The organism is Clostridium tarantellae, from assembly GCF_009295725.1.
GTDB lineage: Bacteria > Bacillota > Clostridia > Clostridiales > Clostridiaceae > Sarcina > Sarcina tarantellae.
The window spans coordinates 1-14,796 of record NZ_WHJC01000062.1 but is presented as its reverse complement, the minus strand read 5'-3'; the positions used below and the strand labels follow the sequence as shown (position 1 = coordinate 14,796).

Below are 14,796 nucleotides of genomic sequence, written 5' to 3'. Positions count from 1 at the left end.
GTTATAAACTTATTTTTAAAATAAGTTTATTAACTCATAAAATCATTATCTACAGTAATTATACAATTGTAAAAAGGATGCATATCTTTAATGGTTAAAGAAATATTTTCCTTTAATTCTTCGGCAGTCATAACTTTATTAAGTTGATTAGAATCAACAACTATATCAAAAATAAGATTTTTCTTTTCACCTTCTCCAATAACTCTAAAGTCGTGCATTGATTTAATTAAAGGATTATATTTAATTATTTTTTCAATTTCTATACGAGCTATTTTAATTTCTTCTGTTTCAATACATATAGGGTCCATGTGTATAACTAGATATATTTTTAATTTTTCAGAAATTTCTCTTTCGGCGGTATCGATAATATCATGTATTTTCATTATGTTTATATCAGAAGGAATTTCTGCATGTATGGATGCCATACATTTACCTACACCATAATTATGAATTATTAAATCATGAACTCCTATTATATGATCATAAGATAAAACTCCTTCTATTATAGATTTAGATAATTCAGGATCAGGTGCTTCTCCAAGTAAAGGACTTATAGTTTCTTTTATTAAAGAAAAGCCAGCATATAAAATAGCAAGAGAAACAAGCAAACCAATGTATCCATCTATAGGTAAGGTAGTAAACTTTGCAGCTAAGAAAGAGATTACAACACAGCTTGAAGTAAATACATCTCCTAAAGCATCTACAGAAGAAGCTTTAAGTGCAGAAGAATCTATTTTTTGTCCCATATATTTGTTAAATTTACTAAGCCAAAATTTAAAAAAGATAGATATTAATAAAAGAATAAAAGGTATGGTTTCAAATTTTATTACATTAGGATTAAATATTCTTTCAAAAGAAGATTTAACAAATTGAAATCCTACCATCATAACTAAAAATGCAACTATTAAAGCAGAAATATATTCAATTCTACCGTGTCCAAAAGGATGTTCTTTATCAGCAGGCATTTTAGCTAATTTAAAACCTATAATGGTTATAATAGATGATGCTGCATCAGATAAATTATTAAAAGCATCAGCAGTAATAGCAATACTTGCAGAAATAAAACCTACTGAAATTTTAACAATAAAAAGTAATAAATTTATTAATATTCCTATAATACCTGCTAAATAACCATAAGAACTTCTAACTTTTTCATCCTTTACATTTTGATAATTTGGAATAAAGGTTTTTACTAGCAATTTTGAAATCAATTAACAACTCTCCAATCATTAATACTAGTAATTAGTATATATTTTTTTTCAAATAAGTTTACACATTATTTTTATTATATTTAATGCCTTTAGTTATTACAATAAAAATTTTAAATAATAAGTAAAATTTTACAAACTAAAAATGATTTTTATTATTTTAGGATAAATTTATAAAATCAAAATTAAGTTATTAAAAGGAAAATTATTGGAATAATTAATTTTAAATATACAGGTAAATAATGCTATAATAAGGTAGATTTATCATGGGAAATGTTGATAAATTATATAGAATAAATGGAGGATATACTAATGAAAAGAAAGAAAATAAATAAGATTTTATTAGCAGGATGTATTACTGCTAATTTAGCCTTATTAGGGGGACAAAAAGTTTTAGCAACTACAAAGGAAATGTGCAAAGATCAAAATAGTATAAAAAGAAAGGAGAATAAAGCTGAAAATATATCTAAAGTAGAAAAAACAGATAAAAAAATAATTAAAGAAAAAAATAAAGAAAACTTGCAAAAAAATAAAGTTGAAGAAAAAGTTAATAACAATATTGTAAGTAAAGATAATAAATTAGAAAAAAAAGTCCCTAATAAAAAAGAAGTTTGTAAAAAAGAAATAGAAAAAAAGGAACAACCTAAAAAAGAACAAAAAAAAGAAGAACTTAAAGAAAAAGTAGTAAAATGTGAAGCAACTACAATAAATGGTATTAAAATAAACAAACAACTTATTAGTAGAAATTATTCAAAAGGTGTACATATAGTTCCTAAATACATAGTCATACATGATACAGATAATAGAGACAGAGGTGCTAATGCTATAGCTAATAGAGGTTACTTTGCAAATCATCCAGAAGCAAAAGCATCAACTCATTACATAGTAGATCAAGGTAATGTAGTACAAGCTTTAGAAGACAATTGGAGAGGGTGGCATATAGGAGATGGTCATAATCCAAACATTTCAAATTCAAATACGATAGGAATTGAGTTATGTGTAAATAGAGGAAATGATTTTAATAGAACTTTAGAAAATGGTATAGCTCTTACAAAATACTTAATGAAGAAATACAATATACCAGCTTCTCATGTAGTACGACATCATGATTGTAGTGGTAAAATTTGTCCTAAAATGATGATGGAGGATAGACCTGATTTATGGCCTTATTTTAAAGCTAGAGTTAGTGGAAGTTCAGATCCCATACCCAGTGCCACCAGTAGCTCTATAGCTACAGGTAATGTAATAAATATATCATCAACTTTAAATGTTAGAGCAGGAGCAAATTTAGACGCTTCTGTTATTTCACATTTAACTAATGATCAATATGTAAATATCTATGGAGAAAGTAATGGGTGGTATAAAATTGATTATTTAAAAGATGGAAATAGAAAATATGGCTATGTAAGTAAGAATTATATAAAAGTTATTAAGAGAAATAATGGGGATAACAAAGAAAGTATTCAACATAATAATGCAATAAATAAAGAAGGACAAGTTTGTGGAATTAGTACTTCATTAAATGTTAGATCTGGTGCATCTATAAATAATTCAATTACTTCTTCTTTAAGAAATAATGAAAAAATATATATAAATTATGAAGAGAATGGATGGTATAATATTACCTTTGGAAAAAATGAAAAAGGATTTGTAAAAAAAGATTATGTTAAGGTACTAAAAAATAAAAAAAGTGTCAAGGATAATAATACAAGTCCTAAAATAGAAAAAAATAATAAAAAAGGAATAGTAGTTGTATCATCATCCTTAAATTTAAGAAAAGGTCCTGGAATTAATTATTCAGTAATAAACTATTTACCTAATAATAAGGAAGTAGAGATATTAGGAGAAAATGAAAATTGGTACAAGATTAGAGTTAATGGAGAAGAAGGATACGTTTCAATGAAATATATAAAAGTTATATCTAATAATTCTTCAAACAAAGAAACAAAACCTTCTAATGAAGAAAAACCTAAAGCAGTTAATGAAATAGGAACTGTAATAGTATCCTCATCATTAAATGTAAGAAGTGGGGCAGGAACAAATTACGGTATAATAGATTCCTTAATAAGAAATAAAAAAGTCGAGATTTTAGAAAATACAGGTGAGTGGTACAAAATAAGATTTGATGGAAAAGAAGGATATGTAGCAAAACGTTATATAAAAGTTAATGAAGAAAAACTTAATGTTTCATCAAATTCTTATAAATTAGGAACAGTTATAAATGTGAAAAGTAACTTAAATGTTAGAAAAGGACCAGGGTGTAATTATTTAGTAAAAGCATATTTACTACCTAGTGCTGAAGTTAAAATAAAATCAGAAAATAATGGATGGTATAATATAATCTTTAATACTATTTCTGGAGAAAAAGAAGGATTTGTAAAAAATGATTATATAAAAGTTAAATAAAGGAGTGTAATAGTGAATTTAAGGGTATTGAGAAGAAATTTAAAGGTGTATAACATTGTATTAATAATTTTATTTGCAATTAGTATTTTAGGAAATACAAAGGTATTAGCAAATGAGAGTAATATATCTAATATATTAGGAGTTTCTGTAGATAAAGAGTTAATAGATAGAAACTATTCTAAAGGTGAAAAAATCAATCCAACTTATATAGTGATTCATGATACAGATAATAGAAATACAGGTGCAGATGCTATAGCAAATAGAAATTATTTTGCTAATCATAAGGATGCAAAAGCTTCAGCTCATTATGTAGTGGACGAAGATTCTGTTGTTCAAGCTTTAGAGGAGAATTGGAAGGGTTGGCATATAGGTGATGGTAATAATTCTAAAATAAATAATGATAATACTATTGCTATAGAGTTATGTGTAAATAAAGATAATGATTTTGATAAAACTTTAGAACTTGGAATAAATTTAACAAAGCAATTAATGAGTAAATATAATATTCCACCAGAAAATGTAGTAAGACACCATGATTGTAGTGGTAAAATTTGTCCTAAAATGATGATGGAGGATAGACCAGAATTATGGAGTTATTTTCAATCTCAAATAGGATTAGAAAAAACAGATAAAAAGCCTGATTATAATATAGAACAAATGAATAAATGGGGTAAAGTGATTAATGTAAAAAGCATGATTAATTTAAGAAAAGGTCCTTCTATTAATACAGATATTATAGGGAAAATGAATAATGAGGAAGACATATTAGTAAATTATATAGAAAATGGATGGGCTAATGTTACAACACCTTCAGGTGTTACTGGATTTATAAAAAATGATTATATAGACATAAATTATAGCAATGATGAAAGCAAAGTTGAAGATTTAAAAGAAGAGAAATATGAAGAAGTAACTTATAGAAAAGGAAAAGTAGTTGGAGTAAACAGTGTATTGCAAGTAAGAAAGGGAAAAGGAACTAATTGTTTAGTTATAGGAAAACTTAAAGCTAATACTGAAGTTAAAATACTTGGTGAAAGTGACGGGTGGTATAACATATTATTTTTAAACAATAATAAAGAAAAGCAAGGATATGTAAGTTCAAAATATATAAAAGTACAATAAGTGCTAAAATTATCTAAAATAGTATTTTAATACTTAGCCTTTTTGTGGTAAAGTAGAAATAGGATGTTAGACGATTCTTATGAGAGCTTTTAAGTATGGGTTAAAAAATTCATACTTTTAGCTCCCTCTATATTTTAAAGTACATTCATATATTAATTGAATATTAGTTATAAAAATTATATATTTAGTAAATTGGTAAGTGAATTTTTTCAATGTATATTTGTAGATAAATTACATTATGATTTTAATTATATATTTAGAAACAATATATAATTTTAGTATTTATAAATAACTTTAATTAAAGTTATAAGTAGTTTATCCATTTTTTATATAAAGATTGGAGTAGGATAGTTATGGAAAAAGTAATTGCACAAGGATTAATAGATTTCTTATATAATAGCCCAACAGCGTTTCAAGCAGTTGAAAATATTGAGGAAATTTTAGAGCTTAAAGGATTTAAGGAATTAAAAGAAAATGAAAAATGGCATTTAGAGCCTAAAGGAAAATACTTTGTTACTAAAAATAATAGTGCTATAGTAGCTTTCCAAATAGGTTCAGGGGATTTATCAGAGTATGGATTTAAAATTATAGGTGCACATACAGATTCACCAGGATTTAGAATTAAGCCTAATTCTGATATAACAGTAGAAAATACATACATTAAATTAAATACTGAAGTTTATGGGGGACCAATATTAAATACTTGGTTTGATAGACCATTAGCATTAGCAGGAAGAGTTACTTTATTAAGTGATAATCCATTAAAACCTATAAATAAATTTATAAATATAAAAAAACCTATTTTAATAATTCCTAATTTAGCTATACATATGAATAGAGAAATTAATGAGGGAGTAAAGATAGATAGACAAAAAGATACACTTCCTTTATTAGCTTTAGTAAAAGAAACTTTAGAAAAAAATAATTATTTACTAAATCTATTAGCACAAGAATTAGGATGCGAAAGAACAAATATATTAGATTTTGAGTTATGTCCATATGAGTTTGAAAAAGGTTGTTTAATGGGATTAAATAATGAATTTATATCAGCAGGTAGATTAGATAATCTTGCAATGGTACATGCAGGTATAAAAGCTTTAATAGATACAGAAGCAAATTTAGCAACTAATATTATGATGTGTTTTGATAATGAAGAGGTTGGTAGCTCAACTAAACAAGGAGGAGATTCTAACTTTTTATCTATAGTCTTAGAAAGAATAAATATTGCATTAGGAAAAAATAGAGAAGATTTCTTTAGAGCATTAGCGGAATCTTTCATGATTTCAGCAGATTTAGCTCATGCTGTGCATCCAAATAAAGGAGAAATGCATGATCCTACTGTAAGACCTGTTTTAAATGGAGGACCAGTTATAAAAATAGCTGCTTCTCAAAGTTATACAAGTGATAGTGATTCTTCAGCTGTTTATGAAGCCATTTGTAGAAGAGCAGGAGTTAATGTACAAAAATTTGTTAACAGATCAGATTTAAGAGGGGGTTCTACTATAGGACCTATATCATCAACTCATCTTCCAATAAGATCAGTTGATATAGGAACGCCTATATTAGCAATGCACTCTATAAGAGAGCTTGGAACTGTTAAAGATCATTGTGATTGTATTAAATCTTTCGAAGAATTTTATAAATTATAAAAAAATAAAAAAAGCACTGAGAGAGGGGTGGCCTAGCTCAGTGCTTAATTTTTAAAAAAGATATTTAAATATTTATAAAACTTTTATGGCATTTTTAAATTTTATTTGGCTTAAATTTAATACATAGGCAGTTAATAAACTAAATAGTATCTTCACTATCTAGTGGTTTAATGTAAGTAAATTCGGAAGTTTCTATATTGTTGCACACTATATCGTCCTTAGTATGATCTGGTAAAGTTGATGGTTCTCCGCCAGCTGGTGCTCTAGAAATTAAATCTTCTTTATCCGGCACCAACATTTCTCTATCCTTTGGAGGATATTGAGTTTTATTCTTTTTCAATGTGTAACCTCCTTTCTTTTTTATATAATTATGTTGCCACATAAAAAAAATCTTATGCCAGTAATATAAACGTATTTTTGGAAAAGTTATATCTAATAATAAGTTTATAAGATGGTATAATTTAAATATGACATAAAAATTAGAAAGGATTGAATTAAAATGGCAATAAAATTAATATGTATAGATATGGATGGTACTCTTTTAAATGATAATCATGAAATAAGTGAAATAAATAAAAACGCTATAAAAAAAGCTATAGAAAAAGGTGTTCATGTTTCAGTAACTACAGGAAGATTATTTACATCAGCTAAATATTTTTCTAATTTAATAGGAAGTAAAACGGCAGTTATTTCTTCAAATGGTGCTTTTGTGAAAGAAAAAGATGAGGATAAAATCATATTTAAAGCAGCTTTAAATAAAAATCAATTAGAACAAATAAAAGATGTAGTTCAAAAATATAATTTACGTGCTTACTTTAATCTTTTTAATACAGTATTTTCTGAGTTTGCAATACCAGAAAATCATACATACAGAAAAATGAATAAATCTTTACCAAAAGGAGAAAAAATAGAGCTTTTAGATAATATAAAGTTTGAGGATATATTTAAAGAACATGATGGTGAAATTCTAAAGGCCATATGTATAGAAGATAATAAAATAGAAGAATTAAATAATGCAAAAATTGAATTGAAAAAAATTAAGGAAATTGAAGTAGTAAGTTCTTCTCACAATAATTTTGAAGTAATGGCTAAAGGGGCATCTAAAGGTAATGCAGTTAAAGCATTAGCTGAAGAATTAGGAATAAAAAGAGAAGAAATAATGTGTATAGGAGATAGTGAGAATGATTTAAGTATGATTGAGTATGCTGGGGTTGGAGTAGCTATGGGAAATGGTTTTGAACTTATAAAAGAAAAGGCTAAATATATTACATCAACTAATAATGAAAATGGAGTTGCTAAAGCAATTGAAAAATTTGCTTTATAATAAATAAATTATAAAAAAGCATAACAAATAAAAAGTTCTTTTATTTTTACTTGTTATGCTTTACAATAATACATGGAAAAGCTATACAAAAGATATTAATAATAATTAAAGTTAAATGTTTTAAGATTTAAATTTTTATATAATGGAATCGTTAACTTTTTATTGAAAAAGAAAAGCATTTATATTATTAAAGTAATAATATTGAATATTTTTAATATATTAAAATAGAGTGTTATAAATAATAAGAAAACATTTAATTTATAGTTAAGGAGAGATAAAACGTGCAAAAGAAAATTAGAAAAGCAATAATACCAGCAGCGGGGTTAGGAACTAGATTTTTACCTGCTACAAAAGCACAACCTAAAGAGATGTTACCAATTGTAGATAAACCTACTATACAATATATTATAGAAGAAGCTATAGCTTCAGGAATAGAAGAAATTCTTATAATTACAGGAAGAAGTAAAAAGTGTATAGAGGATCATTTTGATAAATCTGTTGAGCTTGAAATGGAACTTGAAAAAAGTGGAAAAAGCCAGCTTTTAGAACTTGTTAGAGATATTTCAGATATGGTTGATATACACTACATAAGACAAAAAGAGCCAAAAGGATTAGGTCACGCTATTAGTTGTGCTAAGACTTTCGTTGGAAATGAACCTTTTGCAATACTTTTAGGAGATGATGTGGTTTATAACAATGAGGATCCTTGTTTAAAACAATTAATTGAATGCTTTAATGAATATAAAACAAGTATCTTAGGAGTACAAACTGTTCCAAAAAAAGATGTATGTAAATATGGAATAGTAAACGGTCTTCATATTGAAGGTAGTGTATATAAAGTTAAGGGGTTAGTGGAGAAACCATCTATTGAAGAAGCACCTTCTAATGTGGCAATCTTAGGAAGATATATAGTAACACCTCAAATTTTTGAAGTTTTAGAAAATACAAAGCCAGGAAAAGGTGGAGAAATTCAACTTACAGATGCTTTAATTAAGCTTATGGAAAATGAAGCTATGTATGCTTATGACTTTAAAGGAAGAAGATATGATGTAGGAGATAAACAAGGATTTTTAGAGGCTACTATTGAATATGCTTTAAAAAGACCTGAATTAAAAGAAGATTTTTTAAGCTATTTAAAGCATATAGTAAATGAAGATGAAAAAGTATATAAGAAGGAAAAAAAAGATAAAAAAGATAAAAAGTTGGTATCTAAACCTGCTATAATTGAAGAAATTAAAGTAGCAGAAGAAATTATAAAAAAATAATAATATTACTTAAAGTTAATGGTAAGGACTATTGAAATTATTAAATTGAATTTTTATACATTAGTAAGTAAGGATTTTTCAATGGTTCTTATTATAATGTTTAAATAAATATTAAATATATAATTATAAATTAGTATAGAGTAAAATTAAACTGTGTATTATGAAAGGAATTAAACTTATGAAAAAGAACTACGTAGAAAAGTACAATGAATGGTTAGATTTAGATGTTATTTCTAATGAAATAAAAGATGAATTAAAATCTATTAAGGATGAAAAGGAAATAGAGGATAGATTTTATAAAGAATTAGATTTTGGTACTGGTGGATTAAGAGGTGAAATTGGTGCTGGAACTAATAGAATAAATGTATATACAGTAGGAAAGGCAACACAAGGGTTTGCAAACTACTTAAATAATGAATATAAAGGAGATAAAGCTGTAGCAATTGCTTATGATTCAAGAAATATGTCAAAAGAATTTGCTAAAGCAGCAGCTTTAACATTAGGTGCTAATGGAATTAAAGTTTATTTATTTGAAAGTTTAAGACCTACACCAGAACTTTCTTTTGCAGTAAGAGAGCTAAAGTGCAAAGGGGGAATTGTAATAACTGCTTCTCATAATCCAAAGCAATATAATGGATATAAAGTATATGGAGAAGATGGTTGCCAAGTTACAGATGCACCAGCTAAAGAAATAATAACTTATGTTAATAATATTACGGATTATAAAAATATAAAAACTATGGATGAAGAAGAAGCTTTAGAAAAAGGTCTTTTAATTTATATAGGTGAAGATATAGACAAGGCATACATAGAAACTCTTAAAAAAGTTACTATAAGAAAAGAATTAGTAGAAAAACATGCTAAAGATTTAAAAATAATTTATACCCCAATACATGGTTCAGGAAATTTACCAGTTAGAAGAATATTAAAGGAATTAGGTTATAATAAAGTTCATGTAGTTAAAGAACAAGAACTACCAGATGGAAACTTTCCAACAGCACCATATCCAAATCCAGAAGACCCAAAGGTATTTAAATTAGCTTTAGAAATGGCTAAAGAAGTTAATCCAGATATAATTTTTGGAACAGATCCAGACTGTGATAGAATTGGTGTGGTTGTGAAAGATAATAATGGAGATTATAAAGTACTTACAGGAAATCAAACAGGAATGCTTTTAACTCATTATATAATATCATCATTAAAAGAACTTAATAAGTTACCAAGTAATGGAGTTGTTATAAAAACTATAGTTACAACTGAATCAGTTAGAAAAATAACTGAAAAATATGGTATAGAATTAATAGATACTTTAACAGGATTTAAGTATATAGGTGAAAAAATTAGAGAATTTAAAGAAACAGGTGCTAAAGAATATTTATTTGGATTTGAAGAAAGTTATGGATATTTAGCAGGTACGGATGTAAGAGATAAGGATGCAGTGGTTGCTTCTATGTTAATAGCAGAAATGACTTTATATTACAAAGAAAATGGAAAGACATTATATGAAGCATTAATAGATTTATATAATGAGTATGGATTCTTTAAGGAAGAATTAATATCAATAGAGCTTGCGGGAAAAGAAGGGCAAGAAAAAATAGCTCTTTGTATAGATGGGTTAAGAGATAATTCACCAGTAGAATTAAATGGTGTTAAGGTAGTTAAGTCCTTTGACTATAGAAATAGCATAGAGGTTAATCATGTAACAGGAGAAAAATCAAAAATAGAATTACCAGTATCAAATGTATTAAAATATATTTTAGAAGATGATTCATGGTTTGTAGTAAGACCTTCTGGAACAGAGCCTAAAATGAAGATTTATTTAGCTGTTAAAGGGAATTCTTTAAAAGATTCATTAGATAAAATGGAAAATTTTAAGAAGGAAGTTAGAAAAATAGTAAATCCATAATTAGTATTAAAATAGAAAATAATAAACCATTGATGAAGATTTAGCATCAATGGTTTATTATATTAAATTTAAATAAAATTTTAATTATTAGTCAGCTTTACCTACGCCAGATAGGATTAAACCATTATTATGATCTAAAGCCCAGCTAATACCCCAATCATTTTGGAATATAAGAAGATTTCTATCTTTAAAGTCTTTAACTTTCTTAGTATCTGAAGTAAGATTTAATTTGTCTACATCCACATCTTCATTTTCTATCCAACGTACATATCTATAAGCAAGTCTATCCATTTTAATATCTACATTATATTCATTTTTAAGTCTATATTCTAAAACTTCAAACTGAAGTACACCAACAACTCCAACTATAATTTCTTCCATTCCAATATGAAGTTCTTTAAATACCTGAATAGCACCTTCTTGAGCTATTTGAGTAACACCTTTGATAAATTGTTTTCTCTTCATTGTATCTACAGGTTTAACTCTAGCAAAGTGTTCAGGAGCAAAGGTTGGAATACCTTCAAATTTAAATTTCTTTGAATTTACACATAAAGTGTCTCCAATGGAGAATATACCTGGATCAAATACTCCAATAATATCTCCAGCATAAGCTTCTTCAACCATTTCTCTATCCTGTGCTAAAAATTGTTGTGGCTGAGCAAGTTTAACTTTTTTTCCACCTTGAACATGGTGAACTTCCATACCTTTTTCAAATTTACCAGAACAAATCCTCATAAATGCAAGTCTATCTCTATGAGCTTTATTCATATTAGCTTGTATTTTAAATACAAAAGCTGAGAAGGGTTCTTCAAAAGTGTTTATTTCACCTATGCTTGAATTTCTTGATAATGGTGAAGATGTTAAATGTAAGAAATCTTTTAAAAATGGCTCAACACCAAAGTTTGTTAAAGCTGATCCAAAGAATACTGGTGAAAGCTCTCCCGCTCTAACCTTTTCTAGATTAAATTCATCACCAGCTATATCTAAAAGTTCTACATCTTCCATTAATTTTTCATAAAGAGCTGAACCTAAAAGTTCTCTTATTTCAGGTGATTCTAAATCACCCACAAAAGTTTCAACTTCACTTTGTCCGTGATTTCCTCCTTGGAATACATAAACTTTATTTGAAGAACGCTCATAGATACCTTTAAATTCTTTACCAGTACCTATTGGCCAATTCATTGGATAAGATTTAATTCCAAGTTCACTTTCAATATCTTCTAAAAGTTGGAATGGATCTTTAGTCTCTCTATCCATCTTATTTATAAAGGTGAATATTGGAATTTCTCTTAAAGAACAAACATGGAATAGCTTTCTAGTTTGATCCTCAACTCCTTTAGCTCCATCAATAACCATTACTGCTGAGTCAGCAGCCATAAGAGTTCTGTATGTATCCTCTGAGAAGTCTTGGTGACCAGGAGTATCTAATATGTTTATACAGTATCCATCATAGTTAAACTGCATAACAGAAGAAGTAACAGAAATACCTCTTTGTTTTTCAATTTCCATCCAGTCTGAAACAGCATGAGTAGAAGCCTTTCTTGCCTTAACAGAACCAGCCATTCTTATTGCACCACCGTATAATAAGAATTTCTCAGTAAGAGTAGTTTTACCAGCATCAGGGTGAGAGATGATGGCAAAGGTTCTTCTTTTTTCTATTTCTTTAATTAAATCGCTCACAAAATTTCCTCCTTAAATTTATGTTATGTAAAATCTACTTTTTAACTAATATTATTTTCTTTTAAAATCATACAAAAAATAACTTTAAAATAGAAGATTAGTAACTAATATAAGTTAAGCTAAAACAAAATAAAAAGTAGCTTGTTTTTAAATGTATTTTTATCATATTTTTAGTATAGCTAAAATAGCTATATTATTTAATTTATAATACTTTTGTAATAACCTAAATTATTATATCATATAAAGATAAAATTTAATAATAATTTTGTGTAAAGTTATAAGCATAACGTCTTGTGCTAGTTAATTTTTAAAAATAAAAAGTAGAAAGAGAACTAAACTCATTTCTACTTTTAATATTTTAACCTTCTATTGTTTTAATTTCAAAATCTTCAGTTATAGATTCTACACTTATAGGATCTACTTTAATATCCTTTAAACCAGTTATAGAAAGAATTTTATCACTTCTTTCCTTAGTAGAGCCTTCAATTATAGAATATTTAACATTTTCGCTATCTAAAAATTGAATAATAGCTCCATCTACAGCTTTTGCCATATCTTCATACTGCCATCTAACTCCATCTTTAGAATATCCAAATTGTCTTGGAACAAAGAATATGTAATCATATTTTTGTAAATCTCTTAAAGCTAAATGATATAAATCCTTAAGAATTTCAATTTCTTTTTGCGTTCTTTTTTTATTTCCTAACATGAATCTACCATATATATAAGGAACAAAAGTAGCATAATCTGTTAAAGCATAATCAAAATCATTTAAAGAATTTTCTAATTGAAGTTGTCCTAAATATATACCATATTGCTCAGAAATAGTTTCAATCATGCCTTTTTCTCTTAAGTATTCTGTACTATATTCAGTTACAGCTGGTTCTAAAAATGTACTAAAATATACTCATTTAGATAATTCGCACTTTTACTATCATAAGATAGCATTTAAGCCTTGGATGTACCAGTTCGTAAAATTCATAATATTTAACTAAATCCTAAATATTACAAACTAAACTATCCTACAACCGTATTTGAAAATTTTATATTAAAAGGATTTTATTTAACCCCAGTTTCCTGTAAAATATAAGCTTCATATTGCTATGAGATACTTATATTTGTGATTAAATATTCCATTTATAATCTATTTATTAATATTTCTTTAACTTTTTTATAAGGAGTATATAAAGGTATTTCTTTATCATATTTTCTATTTAATATATTTTTACTAGCATTTATATCTGAATGAAATTTTCCACATTTACTACATTTGAAAATATCTCCATTTCTATTGCCAACTCCTCCACATATATTACATATCTTACTTGTATAAGCAGGATTTATATATCTGTAGGTTATACTATTAAAATCACACTTATATTCTAATCTCTCTCTTATATATCCTTTAATCCATCTTGATAATTTATCCATCTTGATAATTTTCTCTTAACAGATTTAGGATATCTATCCTGCCATTTAACAAAATCTAAATTTTCCATAACTATCTTTTTAGGTTTTTCACTTTTTATTAAATGATTTATATAGGATTTAACCCTTTGGTCATGCTTTCTTTTATTATTATTATATTTCATATTACCTAAGTTGTATCAATACTTTATGATAAAGACTAGTAGCTTTTAAAATGTAATTAATATAATGTTTATCATTAGCCGATAAATTTCCATTGTTATTAATTGCATTTTTAATTTTATTTTTAATTTTATTTTTTATATTACTCCATTGGGATTTAATGTTTCCAAAAGCTTCATTTAGAGCTAATTTCCAATATCTAGCCGGAAGCTTCCATTGCTCTGCAAACTTTGATTTCACCCATTCATCCCTTATTTTTCTATCTTTGCCTAGTAGTGAAATACTATTAATACCACTATATCTAGAATAAACATAGTTCTTAACAGTCTTATATTCATTCGCTATAAACAGCAATTCTTTTATAACATCCTTGTCTAATTGATATGAGTATTGCTTTACTGTTTTAATAATAGTTGTCACTACTTTCACCTCACTTTATATATTTATTATGCACTTAGTATTTCCATTTTATTAATACTATTTTCACATAAAAATATAAATTGTTTGTAAGGTATTAATCTCGCTATATAAAATTTTCAAATACAGTTGTTTAAATTATCTAAGTTTTCCTTTTATACATTTTTAGAATGTTCAACTAGGTTCATTACTCCTAGTCAGTTCTCTTATGAACTTCTTATACTTTCAT

The 14,796-nt window shown here is 26.5% G+C and carries 12 protein-coding genes and 1 pseudogene; 6 read left to right on the top strand and 7 right to left on the bottom strand.

Going from position 1 to position 14,796, the window contains the following annotated elements:
* Positions 1–29 precede the first annotated feature (29 nt).
* On the bottom strand, positions 30–1,211 hold the full coding sequence (locus tag GBZ86_RS06365) for a cation diffusion facilitator family transporter (protein WP_152888847.1): 1,182 nt from the start codon (positions 1,209–1,211) through the stop codon (positions 30–32).
* 309 nt (positions 1,212–1,520) lie between these two features.
* On the opposite strand from GBZ86_RS06365, the gene GBZ86_RS06360 reads away from it, so the two are divergent.
* The 3 genes from GBZ86_RS06360 to GBZ86_RS06350 all read left to right on the top strand — a co-directional run bounded on the left by GBZ86_RS06360 (position 1,521) and on the right by GBZ86_RS06350 (position 6,385).
* Complete coding sequence (locus GBZ86_RS06360; RefSeq protein ID WP_152888845.1) at positions 1,521–3,614, top strand: N-acetylmuramoyl-L-alanine amidase; 2,094 nt, start codon at positions 1,521–1,523, stop codon at positions 3,612–3,614.
* Positions 3,615–3,626: 12 nt separating this feature from the next.
* Positions 3,627–4,736 carry an N-acetylmuramoyl-L-alanine amidase gene (locus GBZ86_RS06355; RefSeq protein ID WP_152888843.1) on the top strand — a complete coding sequence of 370 codons (1,110 nt, stop codon included), beginning with the start codon at positions 3,627–3,629 and terminating at the stop codon, positions 4,734–4,736.
* Between the two features lie 347 nt (positions 4,737–5,083).
* Positions 5,084–6,385 carry a M18 family aminopeptidase gene (locus GBZ86_RS06350; RefSeq protein WP_422678911.1) on the top strand — a complete coding sequence of 434 codons (1,302 nt, stop codon included), beginning with the start codon at positions 5,084–5,086 and terminating at the stop codon, positions 6,383–6,385.
* Positions 6,386–6,524: 139 nt separating this feature from the next.
* Here GBZ86_RS06350 and GBZ86_RS06345 read toward each other — a convergent pair whose 3' ends face one another.
* Positions 6,525–6,725, bottom strand: coding sequence for a hypothetical protein (locus GBZ86_RS06345; protein ID WP_152888839.1), 201 nt, complete (start codon positions 6,723–6,725; stop codon positions 6,525–6,527).
* 159 nt (positions 6,726–6,884) lie between these two features.
* Between GBZ86_RS06345 and GBZ86_RS06340 the strand changes: the two genes are divergently transcribed.
* The 3 genes from GBZ86_RS06340 (at position 6,885) to GBZ86_RS06330 (ending at position 10,880) form a co-directional block, all read left to right on the top strand.
* Positions 6,885–7,709 carry a Cof-type HAD-IIB family hydrolase gene (locus GBZ86_RS06340; RefSeq protein ID WP_152888838.1) on the top strand — a complete coding sequence of 275 codons (825 nt, stop codon included), beginning with the start codon at positions 6,885–6,887 and terminating at the stop codon, positions 7,707–7,709.
* Positions 7,710–7,990: 281 nt separating this feature from the next.
* Complete coding sequence (galU, locus tag GBZ86_RS06335; protein WP_327444341.1) at positions 7,991–8,974, top strand: UTP--glucose-1-phosphate uridylyltransferase GalU; 984 nt, start codon at positions 7,991–7,993, stop codon at positions 8,972–8,974.
* 178 nt (positions 8,975–9,152) lie between these two features.
* Positions 9,153–10,880 (top strand): phospho-sugar mutase, encoded by a 1,728-nt coding sequence (locus tag GBZ86_RS06330; RefSeq protein ID WP_152888837.1) that lies wholly within the window; start codon positions 9,153–9,155, stop codon positions 10,878–10,880.
* A gap of 87 nt (positions 10,881–10,967) precedes the next feature.
* Here GBZ86_RS06330 and GBZ86_RS06325 read toward each other — a convergent pair whose 3' ends face one another.
* The 5 genes and pseudogenes from GBZ86_RS06325 to GBZ86_RS06305 form a co-directional block, all read right to left on the bottom strand.
* Positions 10,968–12,560, bottom strand: coding sequence for a peptide chain release factor 3 (locus GBZ86_RS06325; protein ID WP_327444339.1), 1,593 nt, complete (start codon positions 12,558–12,560; stop codon positions 10,968–10,970).
* Between the two features lie 358 nt (positions 12,561–12,918).
* Positions 12,919–13,440 (bottom strand): annotated as a pseudogene (locus GBZ86_RS06320) (AAA family ATPase); the annotation flags it as partial.
* A gap of 257 nt (positions 13,441–13,697) precedes the next feature.
* The gene (locus GBZ86_RS06315) at positions 13,698–13,991 is read right to left on the bottom strand and encodes a zinc ribbon domain-containing protein (RefSeq protein WP_152888835.1); all 294 of its coding nucleotides are present in this window, start codon (positions 13,989–13,991) and stop codon (positions 13,698–13,700) included.
* Positions 13,955–14,152, bottom strand: coding sequence for a hypothetical protein (locus GBZ86_RS06310; protein WP_152888834.1), 198 nt, complete (start codon positions 14,150–14,152; stop codon positions 13,955–13,957). Before GBZ86_RS06310 ends, GBZ86_RS06315 begins: the two co-directional genes overlap by 37 nt.
* A 1-nt stretch (position 14,153) precedes the next feature.
* The gene (locus GBZ86_RS06305; RefSeq protein ID WP_152888833.1) at positions 14,154–14,570 is read right to left on the bottom strand and encodes a hypothetical protein; all 417 of its coding nucleotides are present in this window, start codon (positions 14,568–14,570) and stop codon (positions 14,154–14,156) included.
* Positions 14,571–14,796 lie beyond the last annotated feature (226 nt).

Coding starts and splice junctions, on each gene's coding strand:
- GBZ86_RS06310 (WP_152888834.1), bottom strand. CDS start 14,152: ATGAAATATAATAATAATAAAAGAAAGCATGACCAAAGGGTTAAATCC.
- GBZ86_RS06340 (WP_152888838.1), top strand. CDS start 6,885: ATGGCAATAAAATTAATATGTATAGATATGGATGGTACTCTTTTAAAT.
- GBZ86_RS06315 (WP_152888835.1), bottom strand. CDS start 13,991: ATGGATAAATTATCAAGATGGATTAAAGGATATATAAGAGAGAGATTA.
- GBZ86_RS06360 (WP_152888845.1), top strand. CDS start 1,521: ATGAAAAGAAAGAAAATAAATAAGATTTTATTAGCAGGATGTATTACT.
- GBZ86_RS06330 (WP_152888837.1), top strand. CDS start 9,153: ATGAAAAAGAACTACGTAGAAAAGTACAATGAATGGTTAGATTTAGAT.